The sequence below is a fragment of the Chryseobacterium kimseyorum genome (assembly GCF_025971945.1).
Taxonomy (GTDB): Bacteria; Bacteroidota; Bacteroidia; order Flavobacteriales; family Weeksellaceae; genus Chryseobacterium; species Chryseobacterium kimseyorum.
This window is the reverse complement of the sequence record NZ_JAPDHW010000002.1, coordinates 368,887-383,056: the sequence shown is the minus strand read 5'-3', so window position 1 is coordinate 383,056 and position 14,170 is coordinate 368,887. Positions and strand designations below refer to the sequence as shown.

Genomic DNA, 14,170 nt, shown 5'->3' with positions numbered 1-14,170 from the left:
TGTCACACATTCTTGAGCATGTTTTTTTTCGAAATAATATTTTCATTAAAAACTCTCTTGCAGGCTTCACTGATCGATCAAGCTTAGTCCCATAGTCTGATTATTCAACAGCATCATCCGTGAAAATCTGTGTTATCTAAAGGAAAAATAAAAAGCATCAGGAAATCCCCGATGCTTTTATTAATTATTTAAAAATTGATTATTAAGACTTTTCAGTTGCCGATTTTTTCGTTTTCTGAGTTTTTCCTTCTAGTCCGTCTTTAGCTTCATTTACGTCTAAAGTGACTGTTTCACCTTCAGTTAACTGTTTGTTTACCAACATTTCTGCCAATAAATCTTCAATATACTTCTGGATGGCTCTCTTCAACGGTCTTGCACCAAAATCTTTGTCCCATCCTTTTTCTGAGATGAAATCTTTGGCCTCCGTAGTTAAATCTACTTTGTAACCTAATTTTTCAAGTCTTGAATATAGTTTACCTAATTCAATATCGATAATTTTAGAAATATCAGTTCTCTCCAGAGAGTTAAAGATAACGATGTCGTCAATTCTGTTTAAGAATTCTGGAGCAAATGCTTTTTTAAGTGCATTTTCAATCGTACTTCTGGTTCTGGAATCTGAATTGGTTTTCTTCGCATTGGTACCGAATCCTACACCATCACCGAAGTCTTTGATATCTCTTGTACCGATATTTGAAGTAAGAATGATAATTGTATTTCTAAAATCAATTTTTCTTCCTAAACTATCCGTTACGTGACCTTCATCTAAGATTTGCAGCAAGATGTTAAATACATCAGGATGCGCTTTTTCAATCTCATCCAAAAGAACAACTGCATAAGGCTTTCTTCTTACAGCTTCTGTTAACTGTCCACCTTCTTCGTATCCAACGTATCCCGGAGGCGCACCAACCAATCTAGAAACTGCAAATTTCTCCATGTACTCACTCATGTCAATTCTGATCAAAGCTTCGTCAGAATCGAAGAGTTCTCTCGCCATTACTTTAGCCAGCTCAGTTTTACCGACACCCGTTGTTCCTAAGAAAATAAATGTTCCAATCGGTCTGTTTGGATCTTTCAGTCCGGCTCTGTTTCTTTGGATTGCTTTCACAACCTTTTTCACAGCATCTTCCTGTCCGATCACTTTTCCGTTTAGGTTATTATCCATTCCTGCAAGCTTGTCTAGCTCGTTTTTACCAACTTTCGTTACAGGAACACCGCTCATCATCGAAACTACTTCAGCAACACTTTCTTCAGAAACTGTTTCTTTCTTCTCTTTGACGTCTTTATCCCACTGATCCTGAGCAGAATTTAATTCCATCTGCAAACGCTCTTCTTCGTCCTTCAGCTTTCTTGCTTCCAGATAATCCTGAGCTTTTACGGCTTTTTGTTTCAGTTCTTTAATGTCTTCGATTTTCTTTTCAAAATCAATGATCTCAGTAGGAACCTTCATGTTTTTAATATAAACACGAGATCCAGCTTCGTCCATCGCATCAATCGCTTTGTCCGGTAAAAATCGGTCTGTAATATATCTTGATGTCAAATTGACACACGCAAGAATTGCTTCCTCAGTATATACTACTTTATGGTGCGCTTCATATTTATCTTTAATCTGATTCAGAATCTGAATCGTTTCCTCAATATTGGTAGGCTCTACCATTACTTTTTGAAATCTTCTTTCTAAAGCACCATCTTTTTCGATGTACTGACGGTACTCGTCAAGCGTTGTAGCACCAATACATTGAATTTCACCTCTTGCCAAAGCCGGTTTGAACATATTGGAAGCATCTAAACTTCCTGTCGAACTTCCTGCTCCTACAATTGTGTGCAACTCGTCAATGAATAAGATTACATCACGGTTCTTTTCAAGTTCCGTCATGATGGCTTTCATTCTTTCTTCAAACTGACCACGGTATTTTGTTCCGGCAACTAAACTCGCCAAATCCAAAGTGATTACTCTTTTACCAAAAAGAACTCTTGAAACTTTCTTCTGTTGAATTCTTAAAGCCAAACCTTCAGCGATGGCAGATTTACCAACTCCTGGCTCACCAATCAATAAAGGATTGTTTTTCTTTCTTCTGGATAAAATTTGAGAAACTCTCTCGATTTCTTTCTCACGACCGATTACTGGATCTAATTTCCCGTCTCTTGCCAAAGAAGTTAAGTCTCTACCAAAGTTATCCAAAGTTGGCGTTTTACTTTTTGCAGAGCCTAAATTTCCTGTTGGCTTTCTCATCTGCTCAAATTCTTCTCTGTCATCATCATCATCGTAAGCCGAGTTTTGAGGGGTCTGGCCAGAATTTTTAAGCATGGTTTGGTATTCTCTTGAAACTCCTTCATAGTCAATGTCATAAGCTCCCAAAATACTTGAAGTAGGATCCTCATATTTGTATAAAATGCCCAAAAGCAAGTGAACGGTATTGATCTCGTTGCTCTTATATTGTCTGCATTCTAATTCTGCACGTTTAATGGAATGATCTGCCATTTTAGTGAATGAAATATTGGTAACCTCTTCAGAAATAGGATTTAGACTTGCTGTATTTAAAGTTTCAATTTTTCTTCTGATTTGTGTTAAATCGGCATTTAGCCCTTGAAGGATTTCTTTTGCAGAGTTTTCTGTTTTTATAATACCTAAAAGTAGATGTTCTGTATTAAGAAATTCACTTTTCAGCCGCTTAGCTTCATTTTTGCTCTGTTTGAACACTTGGCTCAAACCTTGTGAAAACTTATAATCCATAATATTGTATCTCAAATTGGAATAACGATAACATTTATCGTTTATTCTATAACTAAATTACAAATATTTTACCAAAAAACAATTAATGACTTTATGGCAGATAAAAGTTTTTTATCTTACTGAAAATGACTAAGTTTGTTATCCTCAAATTCCTTTCATGAGCTCCGAAATTACAAATTACATCGGCTATGCCGCTTCCGTTTTCATTATTTTAAGTTTTATTCTTAAAGATTTAACCAAAATCCGAATTGTCAATTTGGTAGGCTGTATCTGTTTTGTTGTCTACGGCATTTTCAACGGAATGCTTTGGCCGGTGATTATTCCCAACGGAATTATCTGCTTTGTACAGGTCTATCATTTACTGACAGCAAAGAAGAAATAATGGCTGGAAAAAAAGTATTGACTTCGGCATTCAGTAATCTTTATACGGATCAGAGAATCGAAAAAGTCTGCCGAACTTTACATGAAAATGGCTATGATGTCGAATTGATTGGAAATAATTGGGGTGGAGAAGAAAAAATGTCACGTCCCTATTCTTTTTCGAGAATAAATATTGTGTCTAAAACTTTAAAGACTGCCTATTTTGAATTTAATTGGAAGCTTTATCAGGAAATAAAGAAAAAAGCAGATCAAAATACGATTCTTCATGCAAATGATTTGGATGCATTGCTGCCGAATTATCTTTTAGCTAAAAAATTAAATATTCCTCTGGTATTCGACAGTCACGAAATTTTCTCGGAAATGCCTGCTGTTCAGGGGAAAATGTCTCAAAAACTTTGGCGCTATCTCCAAAATAAAATGGTTCCGAATCTGAAATTCATGATGACTGCTAGTGGAAGTTATGCAAAATGGTTTCAGACTAAGTATGGAATTTTGCCTGTGGTTGTTCAAAATGCGCCAAGAAAAATTGATTTTTCAATTGAAATACCAGAAAATAATCCGAAAATATTGTTGTATCAGGGTGCACTCAATCCATTTCGTGGAATTGATAAAGCCATTTTGGCAATGCATCATCTTGACAATGTTATTTTTAAAATTGCCGGCGATGGACCAAGGAAAATAGAATATGAAGATTTGGTTATGAAAGAAAATCTGCAGGAAAAAGTTCAGTTTTTAGGCAAATTACTTCCGCAAGATCTAAGAGAAATTACTTTAACAGCCGATATCGGAATGAGCATCGAAGAAAACGGAGGCGAAAGTTATGAGTTTTCTCTTCCTAATAAAGTGCTGGACTGCATTCAGGCAAGAGTTCCTTTAATTCTTTCTCCGCTTCCTGAAATGTTGAACATCAAAAATCAGTTTGATGTTGGAGAAATTATTGAAAATCACAACCCTGAAAATATCGCTAAAGCCATAAATAAAGTTTTAAATAAAGGAAGAAAAAACTATCAGCCTGAATTGGGAAAAGCTGCTGAACAACTTTGTTGGGAAAATGAAGAAGTAAAATTACTGGAGGTTTTTGAAAGAGCATCAAAATGATTTAAACCATTTCAGGAAATTAAGGATAAGAATTATTAAAGAAGCTTTGCTTAAAGATTAAATTGTATTTCGAAAATAAGCAAGGCGGCATTTTTTATCTTAAAAAATTTAAAACCATTCAAAAAATCTTTGTGTAACCTTGCGTTAAAAAATAAAAATTCAATCATTTAAAATAGATTTTCATATTAAATCAGTTTTAAATTATCTTTTTAAAATTGGTTATCTTTGCATAAAGAAAGTATAGAAATGACCATTAAAGAAAATCAGCAGGAAATAATTGATGAATTTGCGTTTCTTGACGACTGGGAGCAAAAATATGAGTACATCATAGACTTGGGCAAAGAACTCAAGGGTCTTCCGGACGAAAAGAAAACGGATGATAACCTGATCAAAGGTTGTCAGAGCAAGGTGTGGATTGACGCTGAATTTAAAGACGGAAAACTGTTTTTCAATGCTGATTCTGACGGAATTCTTCCAAAAGGAATCGTTTCTCTGTTGGTAAGTATTTACAGCGGTCATTCAACGCAGGAAATTCTTGATTCTGATTTTGAATTTATTTCTGAAATCGGGTTGCAGGAATTTCTGTCTCCTTCCAGAGCCAACGGATTGATGGCGATGACCAAGCAAATTAAATTTTACGCTGTCGCATATCAACTGAAATCTTAGTTGTGACCAGAATTTTAGCATACCGTTTTTCCGCTTTTGGTGATGTCGCTATGACAATGCCTGTTTTCCGAGAATTTCTGGAGCAGAATCCTGATGTTGAGATTGTCATGGTTTCACGGAAAAATTTTGAGAGCTTATTTGCTGATATTCCGAATGTTATCTTCCACGGAATTGATCTTGATGAGTATAAAGGTTTTTTAGGAATCAGACGGTTGGGTAAAGAATTGCTCAGACAATATCAGCCGGATTTTATTGCTGACTTGCACGATGTCATCCGCTCAAAAATATTAGATAAAATCTATGTACGAAAGGGTCTGAAGGTCTATAAAATCAATAAAGGCAAAGAAGAAAAAGAAAAGCTGACTGATGTTTGGGATTTAGATAAAATCCAGCTCAAAAAAACCGTAGAGCGCTATGCCGATGTTTTTCGAGATATGGGTTTTAAGGTTGAACTTTCGCATCAGTTAAGACCAAAATCTAACCAGAAATCAGGAATCGGTTTTGCGCCTTTCGCTCAGCATAAAGGGAAAATGCTACCCCTAGAAAAATCTTTCGAACTTGTTAAAATATTAGCACAGAAGCATACCATTTACTTTTTCGGTGGCGGAAAAAAAGAAACTGAAACCCTGGAAAGCTGGGAACAACAAATCCCAAACACCCAAAGTCTGGCCGGAAAACTCACTCTTTCTGAAGAATTGAACAAGATTTCTGAACTTGAAGTAATGATTTCGATGGATTCAGCTAATATGCATCTGGCGAGTATCGTAGGGACCCGTTGTGTTTCAATTTGGGGAGCGACGCATCCTTATGCCGGTTTTTTAGGTTTCGGACAAAGTGAAGATGATGTTGTTCAAATTAATGATCTTACGTGTCGACCTTGCTCGGTTTTCGGAGATAAAGAATGTTATCGGGGAGATTGGGCGTGTCTGGAGGAAATCAGCGTACAGAAAATTATTGATAAAATTTAAATTGAATGAAAATTTCTGTGTGCATTCCGGTTTACAATTTTGACGTTCGGGAGCTTGTTTTTGATCTGAAAAAAGAAATAAATGAAAAAGGAATCGATGCAGAAATTATTCTTATTGATGATGCTTCTGAAGATCAGTTTAAAACGATCAACAGAGAACTTCGGAACGAAGTAAAAGACTTTATTTTTCTGGAAAAAAATATAGGCAGATCAAAAATCAGAAATCTGTTTCTGGAATATGCCGAGGGAGATTATTTACTGTTTTTAGATTGTGACGCAAAAATCGACAGTGTAAACTTCCTCAGAAATTACTTAGATGAACTCGATAAAAACGATGGAGTAGAAGTTGTTTATGGAAACTTTAAAATATCGCCGTTATATTCCGACACTTTACGAAACCGGTATTCGGTTGAAAGAGAAATTTTCACACAAAGCAGAACGGATGACTTTTCGGTTTTTAAAACAGTCAATTTTATAGTCAAAACAGAAACATTCAGGAAATTTCCGTTTAATGAGGAGCTGATCCATTACGGATATGAAGATTACGTTTTTGCAAAAAAAATGGAACTTGCGAAAGTAAAGTTTTCTGCGATCAATAATCCCGTCATTCATATTGATGAGACCGTGAACGATGTTTTTCTAGATAAAACCAAAACCGCAATAGACTCGCTGTATCAATTATCTCTAAATTCTGAGAACCTGGTTTACATAAAGGATATTAAGGTGTTTTGGACAGCTCAAAAGTTGAAAAAAAATAATGTAGCCAACCTTTTTTTATTCTTCTACAATATTTTAGAACGTAAAATAATTAAAAATCTTGTTTCGGGTAAGCCCAATTTAAGAAACCTTGATTTTTTCAAATTAGGAATGCTTCTGCGCAGGATGAATTAGTCTTATTTAATCTAAAAAATTGATGGTTGCCGAAATGTATGCCTCAAAACCTAAAAAGAACAAAAAACCCACCTTCTCTGGAATTTCTACAAATTCTTAAAATCTCTGCAAAATCCCATGAATACTAATAAAATAAAAAACTCTCAGAATAATCTGAGAGTTTTTGTGGGCCCTGAGGGATTCGAACCCCCGACCCTCTGGGTGTAAACCAGATGCTCTGAACCAACTGAGCTAAGAGCCCTAGACGATTTCTCGTTTTGAGTGGTGCAAATATACACACTTATTTTATATCAGTCAAGTTTTTTTCTAAAAATTCTCCGACCACAAAGTTGCTTCCGCCAATAAAAATCAAATCTTCTGCTGTAGCTTGTTGTTTAGCAGAAAGATAGGCTTCCTGCACAGAATCGAAAATTTTATAAATTATTTTTGAATTTATTAGCAGATCTTCATATTCTTCAGGGTGACGGCCTCTGTTAATGGCCGGTTTCGCAAAATAAAACGCAGAATTTTCGGGAAGTAGGGTCATGACATCGTCAATTTTCTTGTCATTTACGAAACCTAAAACAACATGCTTGTACTTCGGAATAGAATTTAACTGTGAAAAGACTAGTTCTAATCCTGCCTGATTATGCGCTGTGTCGCAAATTGTCAGTGGATTCTGTGAAAATTCAAACCAGCGGCCGATAAATCCTGTATTGTCATGAACATTTAACAATCCCTGTTCTACATGTTCATCAGAAATTTTTAAATCTAATTTTTTCAGTTCGTCAACCAATGCCAAAACAACACGAATATTCTTTTTCTGATAGTTTCCTTTTAAATCTGAGTTTAAACCAGTTTTTACCAGTGTGGCATCAATGAAATGGGTGTTTTCCTTTGCTGCTTTGGCTTTAAAAATATTTTTTACTACTTCATTTTCTTCCCCGGAAACTATTGGAATATTGGGTTTTATAATTCCTGCTTTCTCGAACGCAATCTCTTCAATCGTGTTTCCTAAAATGTTCTGATGATCAAGTTGTGCATTGGTGATCGCTGAGATTAACGGTTTAATAATATTGGTGGAGTCTAACCTGCCGCCTAAACCGACTTCAATAATCGCAAAATCAACTTTCTTCTGATAAAAGTACTCAAACGCCATGATTGTGGTGAACTCAAAAAAAGAAGGCAGAATGTCTTCCGGTAAGGTTTTTAATTTTTGGATAAACTGAAAGACAAATTCTTTATCACAATTTTTACCATTGATTTTGATTCTCTCGGTGAAATCAATTAAGTGAGGAGAATTATAAAGACCAATCCTATAACCCGATTCCTGAAGAACAGAAGCCAGCATATTGCTGGTAGAGCCTTTTCCATTGGTGCCACCGATGTGAATGCATTTAATTTTATCTTGAGGGTTATCAAAAAAAGCACAAAGTCTTGTGATGTTATCAAGGCCTGGTTTATAAGCTTTCTCGCCATCAATCTGATAATTCGGAGCCTGCACGAAAAGCCAGTCAACGGCCTTCTGATATTCTTCGTTTGTCATATTGCAAAATTCCCAAAACTTTCATTAAAATGAAACAATAATTTTTCAAAATTGTAACTTTTTTACTTTCTCTTCGTCTAATGGAGAAAAAGCTGAATATGAAAAAAGTTTTGATGATTATTTTGGGATTATCTGGTCTGGGTCTGAGTGCCCAGAAGAAGTGGTCTTTGAGAGAATGTGTCGACTATGCAACAGAGCATAATCTTCAGGTTATTCAAAATCAATATTCAAAACAAATTCAGGATGTCAATCTGAAAATTGCTCAGAACAGTTATCTGCCATCGGTATCTGCCAATCTGGGAAATAATGTGAGTTTTGGGCAGGCTTCTTTGGGAACAGGGAGTATAAGAAACGATGTATTTAGAAATAATGCTAATGTCGCTGCAGATATTTTGGTATACAACAATGGAAGATTAGAGAAAACTATCAGAAAAACTCAGTTTGATGTAGAAGCAAGTCAGTATGATATCGAAACCATTAAAAATGATATTTCGCTGCAGATTGCTCAGCAATATTTAACGACTTTGCTCAATAAAGAAATTGTTAAAATTGCTCAAAGTGCTACTGAAAACGCTAAAAAGCAATTCGACAGAGCAAAAATCACTACAGAGGTCGGTACTACGGCGCAAACTATTGTTGCCGAAGCCGAAGCAGCCTGGGCAAGAGAAAAACAAAATCTGAAAACAGCAGAAATTAATGTTGGAAGAAGTTTGTTTGCACTGGCTCAGCTTTTACAGTTGCAGGATTATAAAAATTTTGATGTAGAAAATGTAGAAATTGGTGAACAGCTGAGTCCGCAGCTGATTTCTGTGGATGAGGTTTTAAATACAGCTTACGAAAGTCAGCCTCAGATCAAAGCTGCCGAAAGCCGCATCAAATCTGCAGAAGCTCAGACTGAAGTGACGAAAACTTCGTTTTGGCCAACCCTTACTGCAAGTGTAGGTATTGGGAGTTTCTATAATAACTTATTAAATACCAATAATGTAGGAAATGAATTTTTCTACGTTAATGAACGTTCGTTTTTCGGACAGTACAAAGATAACTTTGGCCAGCAGGGTGGGCTTTCTCTGAATATTCCGATTTTTAATAAGGGAATTACCAGGCTTCAGGTGGAGCAGTCAAAAATTAATGAAAATATTGCCAAAAACTCTTTAGATCAACAGAAACAGGCGGTAAGACAGAATGTTCAGAAGGCACAGTTTGATGTAGATGCAAACTACGAAGTGTATTTAGCGGCTGTAGAAGCTGAAAAAAGTACAAAACTCGCAATGGATTTTGCAGATAAAAGTTATGCGGCAGGAAGAGGAACAATTTATGATCTCAATATTGCCAGAAACAATTATGCAAATGCGCAGGGTTCTGTAGAGCAGGCAAAATACAATTATCTTTTCAGTCTTAAACTGTTGAATTTCTATGCGGGAATTCCACTAAGTTTGTAAGCTGTTTCTAGTAATTAGCTTATTTTTGGCCACGCAGCTAATTGATTTTCCGGATTTTCATTACATTAATCAGCCTAATCTCCTGAATTTGCCTGAGAATATATTCATGATTATTGGTAACACTGATTTATCTTGAATTAAATTTACACAAGCTCGTTATCAACTTTTGTACTCAATTGAAATGTCTATTCAGTCACTAGAAAAATATTTACCACAAAATACTTTAGGCCATCTCAGAAATTGGTTTTCGGATTATTCTATTCATATTAAAATTACAAAAAACAGAAACTCTAAACTTGGAGATTACAGAAAACTTCGGGATCTTTCGCATGAAATAACAATTAATTCTACCTTACAGCCACAGCTTTTTTTCTTTGTACTGACTCACGAACTAGCGCATCTCATTGCGTTTGAAAAGTTCGGCCGCAGAATTTCACCGCACGGAAATGAATGGAAGCACACCTTCAGACTTATGCTTCTGGAAAGTTTAGAAGTTTATGAAAATGATTTAAAACCGATTATCGTTCAGTTTTCTAAATCACCCAAAGCCAATTTTATGGCAAGTCCGGAATTGGTTAAATACTTTCACATTGAAAATCACGATGATGACGAAATTTATGTGGAACAGCTGGCGAAAGGCGATCATTTCATTTACCGGACAGAAAAGTATTTATTGGAAGGTCTGATTAAAAAAAACTATCTTTGTCTCAATCTGGCTACAGGAAGGAAATACTCTTTCAAACCATTGGCTAGAGTGAAAAAATGCAGTTAAATATGTCAAAATCAGATAAATACTGTGTGATTATGGCTGGAGGAATCGGTAGTAGATTCTGGCCTCTGAGCACGCAGAAATTCCCAAAACAGTTTCAGGATATATTAGGAACAGGCCGAACGATGATTCAGCAGACTTATGACAGGATAAGTAAAATGATTCCTGATGAAAATATATTTGTTATCACCAATACAGAATATGTAGCCCTTTCGCATCAGCAGTTGCCGGAGATTCCCACAGATAATGTTGTCGGCGAGCCTCTCATGAAAAATACGGCTGCATGTAATCTTTACATGGCCAATAAGATTGCTGAAATCAATCCTGACGCTACGATGGTGGTTTTACCGGCGGATCATTTAATTCTGAAAGAAGATGTCTTTTTAGAAAAACTGGAACTCGCATTTAAACAGGCTTCTGCACACGATTATCTTGTGACACTGGGCATTACGCCAACCCGTCCAGATACCGGTTACGGATATATTCAGTTTGTAGAAAAGAAGGATTCTGACTATTATAAAGTTAAAACATTTACCGAAAAGCCTATTCTGGAACTGGCAAAAAGTTTCATAGAAAGCGGAGATTTTCTTTGGAACGCCGGAATTTTTATCTGGAATGTGAAATCTATTCATAAAGCTTTTGAAATGTATCTTCCGGAAATGACTCAGCATTTTACAGCCTGCGAATACAATGCAGACAGCGAAAAAAGCTGTATTGAACTCATTTATCCTAAAGTTCAGAAGATTTCTATCGATAACGGAATTTTAGAGAAAGCTAAAAATGTCTATGTAATTCCTGCTGATTTGGGATGGAGCGACCTGGGAACCTGGACTTCAGTTTTTGAAAATAGTGAGCAGGATGAATTTCAGAATTCCATCAACACAAAAAATTCACTGACGTATCAAGCTGAAGGAAATATTATTCATGTGAAGAATAATAACAAGGCGATCGTAATCGATGGTTTGAAAGATTATATTGTGGTAGACACCGACAAGGTTCTTTTAATATGCCCGAGAGAACATGATCAGCTTATCAAAGACTACGTTTTAGATCTAAAAAGTTTAAAAAAGGGAGATAAATTCATGTAAATATTGGCATAATATCTGCCGCATTCTGCATTATGATACAAACAGCGCGACTCAGCATGATCTTTTTTTTGGTTTTGGGAACTTTTATATTTTCTCAGGAGAAAAAGAAGAATTTCAATACGCAGAATGTTTTGGCAAGGATTATCCCTAATGACAAAATTGATTTTTGGATCTTGGTTCAGAATAATTATGGTAAAAATGAAGAAATAAAAACTGCGGGAGCCAAAAAAGATTATCTGCCACAGTCTTCAGGATTTAATATTACTCCAACGGAAGACAGTTTTTATTACATCGTCTATTCAAAAGCAGGAAAACTTAATTATATCACCGAGATCAGCGGTCTCAAAGATTTTATCGGAAAGGCCGATAACGTAGAAGAAGCTGCCCTTGCTCAGGTTTTGGATGGGTATGTGATTGATGAACAGTTCGCCCACGTTGCAGGAAATTACTACGAAGATAAGACCAATTATTATCTTGATTTGGGGAAAGTTACTTCAAAAGAATGTCCGTACGAGAAAAAACATTTTACCCTTACCGTCAACAAAGCGACATCGCAAATCTCTGAGGTAAAAGAAAATGGAACTTACATTGAGCTGTACACCAAAAAATGCGCAAACAATCCGCGTCTTTTAAAAATCGAAAAGAAAGAAGAACCGAAAGATGAGCCAAAGAAAAAGCCTGTCAAAAAACGGAAGTAGAAGCTACGAAACCGAAAGATTAATCATCCGTCCTATGTCTCTGGAGGATGCGGATCTTATTTTGGAGCTTTACAACATGCCCAATTTTATTAAGTTTATTGGGGACAGAAATATTCGGACTCTTGAAGATGCTGAAAATTATATTCAGTCTAAGTTTCTTCCACAGTTTGAAAAATTAGGTTTTGGAAATTATCTGATTGTTTTGAAAGAAGGTAACCAAAAAATCGGTGGAGTAGGAATCTTCGAAAGAGAAGGATTGGATATTGTAGATATTGGTTTTTCTGTTTTGGAAAAGTTTGAAGGCAAAGGCTATATGTTTGAAGCTGCTCAAAAAGTGAAATCGATCGGCATGAATGATTTTGGCCTAAAGAAAGTTTCCGCAATTACCACAAAAGATAATATCTCTTCTCAAAAATTAATTGAAAGATTAGGGTTAAGATTTCAGAAATATGTCACTCTTCCCAATGAAGTTGAAGAGTTGATGTACTACGAAACAGAATAACGATCCACTCATTAGAAAATATCTCCACGAATAACCTTTCCAATTTATGCCATTCGTGAAGAACTATTTGGTGCAACTGTAATAAAAATTAATTCTCCAAAATCTGCTCAGCCGCCGTTTTCGAAGTCACCTTTTCAATTACTCGTGTACAAATTCCTTTTTCATCAAAAATAAACGTAGTTCTCACGATTCCCATATAGGTTTTTCCGAACGTCTTTTTCTCCTGCCAAACTCCGAATTTCTCGATGATATCACGATTTTCGTCTGCAATCAGATCATAAGGAAAAGCAAATTTGTTATGAAAATTCTTCTGTTTTTTCACAGAATCTCCGCTGACTCCCAGTAATTGAAATCCTGCTTTTTCCAATAGAGAATAATTATCGCTGAGGTTACAGGCTTCCACAGTACATGTCGGTGTATTCGCCTGCGGATAAAAGAAAATAACCAATTTATTTCCTTTTAATTTTTCAGAATTTACGGTCTCTCCGTCCTGATTGATTCCTTCAAAATCGGGTAATTTGTCTCCTACTTTCAGCATAATGATTTATTTTTGTTCAAATTTAATGGTTACATGACAAAAAAGCAAAGAGCAGCGCTTATTCAGCAAGAGTTAGAGAAATTATATCCTACCGTTCCCGTTCCTTTAGATCATACCGACCCTTACACTTTAATGGTTGCCGTCGCTCTTTCTGCACAGACCACCGATAAAAAAGTCAATCAGGTAACACCCGAACTCTTTGCAGTTGCAGGAACACCACAAAGAATGGCAAAACTGGAAGAGTATCAGATCAAAGAACTCATCAGAGAAATCGGACTGTCTAATACAAAAGCCAAGAATTTAAAGAGAATGGCCGAACTTTTACTTGAAAGACACGATGGAGTGGTGCCGCAAACCTTTGAAGAACTCGAAGCTTTACCAGGAGTAGGCCATAAAACTGCTTCTGTAGTCATGAGCCAGGGTTTCGGATTTCCTGCTTTTCCGGTTGATACGCACATTCACAGACTGATGACGCAATGGAAATTAACTTCCGGTAAAAACGTTGTAGAAACAGAAAGAGACGCCAAGACCATTTGGAAAGAAGAGGTTTGGAATAAACTGCACCTTCAGATCATCTACTACGGAAGAGAATACTCGCCGGCAAGAGGAAAAGGAGAGAAAGATTTCCTGACTAAAATGCTGTTTGAAAGGGAGTGAGAGATTTTCAGTCACAAAATTCCCCTTCCTCCGGGGGCGGGATAGATTTTGAAATTTAGACGGGGTGGTTTTAGAATGCAGGATTTAAAATAGATTTAGATCCATCAATCCTTCGGAAGAGAATATCTTACAAATGTTCAACGTATTTCTACGTTCCTTTGATATTCAATTTCTTTTTATTTGAATAAATTTTTTGAAAGATCTTAAGAATCAGCTGTCA

Annotated in this window: 14 protein-coding genes and 1 tRNA gene; 11 read left to right on the top strand and 4 right to left on the bottom strand. The window is 36.1% G+C overall.

Translation table 11 applies throughout. The features are described from left to right. Window positions 1–202 precede the first annotated feature (202 nt). The gene (locus tag OMO38_RS04400; protein WP_264749001.1) at window positions 203–2,731 is read right to left on the bottom strand and encodes an ATP-dependent Clp protease ATP-binding subunit; all 2,529 of its coding nucleotides are present in this window, start codon (window positions 2,729–2,731) and stop codon (window positions 203–205) included. A 157-nt stretch (window positions 2,732–2,888) separates the two neighbouring features. Here OMO38_RS04400 and OMO38_RS04395 point away from each other — a divergent pair, with 157 nt between their 5' ends. The 5 genes from OMO38_RS04395 (at window position 2,889) to OMO38_RS04375 (ending at window position 6,734) form a co-directional block, all read left to right on the top strand. After that, the gene (locus tag OMO38_RS04395) at window positions 2,889–3,113 is read left to right on the top strand and encodes a uroporphyrinogen decarboxylase (protein WP_264749000.1); all 225 of its coding nucleotides are present in this window, start codon (window positions 2,889–2,891) and stop codon (window positions 3,111–3,113) included. After that, window positions 3,113–4,210 (top strand): glycosyltransferase family 4 protein, encoded by a 1,098-nt coding sequence (locus tag OMO38_RS04390; protein WP_264748999.1) that lies wholly within the window; start codon window positions 3,113–3,115, stop codon window positions 4,208–4,210. The genes OMO38_RS04395 and OMO38_RS04390 overlap by 1 nt, the downstream gene beginning before the upstream one ends. Window positions 4,211–4,456: 246 nt before the next feature. Further along, window positions 4,457–4,876, top strand: a complete 420-nt coding sequence (locus OMO38_RS04385) for a SufE family protein (protein ID WP_264749126.1) — start codon at window positions 4,457–4,459, stop codon at window positions 4,874–4,876. Between the two features lie 2 nt (window positions 4,877–4,878). Beyond that, on the top strand, window positions 4,879–5,844 hold the full coding sequence (locus OMO38_RS04380) for a glycosyltransferase family 9 protein (protein WP_264748998.1): 966 nt from the start codon (window positions 4,879–4,881) through the stop codon (window positions 5,842–5,844). Between the two features lie 5 nt (window positions 5,845–5,849). Further along, window positions 5,850–6,734 carry a glycosyltransferase family 2 protein gene (locus tag OMO38_RS04375; protein ID WP_264748997.1) on the top strand — a complete coding sequence of 295 codons (885 nt, stop codon included), beginning with the start codon at window positions 5,850–5,852 and terminating at the stop codon, window positions 6,732–6,734. Window positions 6,735–6,900: 166 nt separating this feature from the next. Here the strand turns inward: OMO38_RS04375 and OMO38_RS04370 are convergent. Together OMO38_RS04370 and OMO38_RS04365 are read right to left on the bottom strand one after the other, a co-directional pair. Continuing rightward, a tRNA-Val gene (locus tag OMO38_RS04370) sits at window positions 6,901–6,975 on the bottom strand. A gap of 39 nt (window positions 6,976–7,014) precedes the next feature. Beyond that, entirely contained in the window at window positions 7,015–8,259 is a 1,245-nt protein-coding gene (locus OMO38_RS04365) for a bifunctional folylpolyglutamate synthase/dihydrofolate synthase (RefSeq protein ID WP_264748996.1), read from the bottom strand. Between the two features lie 98 nt (window positions 8,260–8,357). Here OMO38_RS04365 and OMO38_RS04360 point away from each other — a divergent pair, with 98 nt between their 5' ends. The 5 genes from OMO38_RS04360 to OMO38_RS04340 all read left to right on the top strand — a co-directional run bounded on the left by OMO38_RS04360 (window position 8,358) and on the right by OMO38_RS04340 (window position 12,755). Next, window positions 8,358–9,698 (top strand): TolC family protein, encoded by a 1,341-nt coding sequence (locus tag OMO38_RS04360; protein WP_264748995.1) that lies wholly within the window; start codon window positions 8,358–8,360, stop codon window positions 9,696–9,698. A 181-nt stretch (window positions 9,699–9,879) separates the two neighbouring features. Then, the gene (locus OMO38_RS04355) at window positions 9,880–10,470 is read left to right on the top strand and encodes a SprT-like domain-containing protein (protein WP_264748994.1); all 591 of its coding nucleotides are present in this window, start codon (window positions 9,880–9,882) and stop codon (window positions 10,468–10,470) included. 2 nt (window positions 10,471–10,472) lie between these two features. Beyond that, window positions 10,473–11,555 carry a mannose-1-phosphate guanylyltransferase gene (locus tag OMO38_RS04350; protein ID WP_264748993.1) on the top strand — a complete coding sequence of 361 codons (1,083 nt, stop codon included), beginning with the start codon at window positions 10,473–10,475 and terminating at the stop codon, window positions 11,553–11,555. A 56-nt stretch (window positions 11,556–11,611) separates the two neighbouring features. Then, entirely contained in the window at window positions 11,612–12,253 is a 642-nt protein-coding gene (locus OMO38_RS04345) for a hypothetical protein (RefSeq protein ID WP_264748992.1), read from the top strand. Continuing rightward, window positions 12,216–12,755, top strand: a complete 540-nt coding sequence (locus tag OMO38_RS04340) for a GNAT family N-acetyltransferase (RefSeq protein WP_264748991.1) — start codon at window positions 12,216–12,218, stop codon at window positions 12,753–12,755. The genes OMO38_RS04345 and OMO38_RS04340 overlap by 38 nt, the downstream gene beginning before the upstream one ends. Window positions 12,756–12,843: 88 nt before the next feature. Here the strand turns inward: OMO38_RS04340 and bcp are convergent, their stop codons facing one another. Beyond that, the gene (gene bcp / locus OMO38_RS04335) at window positions 12,844–13,293 is read right to left on the bottom strand and encodes a thioredoxin-dependent thiol peroxidase (protein WP_264748990.1); all 450 of its coding nucleotides are present in this window, start codon (window positions 13,291–13,293) and stop codon (window positions 12,844–12,846) included. Window positions 13,294–13,326: 33 nt separating this feature from the next. Between bcp and OMO38_RS04330 the strand changes: the two genes are divergently transcribed. After that, entirely contained in the window at window positions 13,327–13,950 is a 624-nt protein-coding gene (locus OMO38_RS04330; protein WP_264748989.1) for an endonuclease III domain-containing protein, read from the top strand. Window positions 13,951–14,170 lie beyond the last annotated feature (220 nt).

Coding starts and splice junctions, on each gene's coding strand:
- OMO38_RS04400 (WP_264749001.1), bottom strand. CDS start 2,731: ATGGATTATAAGTTTTCACAAGGTTTGAGCCAAGTGTTCAAACAGAGC.
- OMO38_RS04395 (WP_264749000.1), top strand. CDS start 2,889: ATGAGCTCCGAAATTACAAATTACATCGGCTATGCCGCTTCCGTTTTC.
- OMO38_RS04390 (WP_264748999.1), top strand. CDS start 3,113: ATGGCTGGAAAAAAAGTATTGACTTCGGCATTCAGTAATCTTTATACG.
- OMO38_RS04385 (WP_264749126.1), top strand. CDS start 4,457: ATGACCATTAAAGAAAATCAGCAGGAAATAATTGATGAATTTGCGTTT.
- OMO38_RS04375 (WP_264748997.1), top strand. CDS start 5,850: ATGAAAATTTCTGTGTGCATTCCGGTTTACAATTTTGACGTTCGGGAG.
- OMO38_RS04365 (WP_264748996.1), bottom strand. CDS start 8,259: ATGACAAACGAAGAATATCAGAAGGCCGTTGACTGGCTTTTCGTGCAG.
- OMO38_RS04360 (WP_264748995.1), top strand. CDS start 8,358: ATGAAAAAAGTTTTGATGATTATTTTGGGATTATCTGGTCTGGGTCTG.
- OMO38_RS04355 (WP_264748994.1), top strand. CDS start 9,880: ATGTCTATTCAGTCACTAGAAAAATATTTACCACAAAATACTTTAGGC.
- OMO38_RS04350 (WP_264748993.1), top strand. CDS start 10,473: ATGTCAAAATCAGATAAATACTGTGTGATTATGGCTGGAGGAATCGGT.
- OMO38_RS04345 (WP_264748992.1), top strand. CDS start 11,612: ATGATCTTTTTTTTGGTTTTGGGAACTTTTATATTTTCTCAGGAGAAA.
- OMO38_RS04340 (WP_264748991.1), top strand. CDS start 12,216: ATGAGCCAAAGAAAAAGCCTGTCAAAAAACGGAAGTAGAAGCTACGAA.
- bcp (WP_264748990.1), bottom strand. CDS start 13,293: ATGCTGAAAGTAGGAGACAAATTACCCGATTTTGAAGGAATCAATCAG.
- OMO38_RS04330 (WP_264748989.1), top strand. CDS start 13,327: ATGACAAAAAAGCAAAGAGCAGCGCTTATTCAGCAAGAGTTAGAGAAA.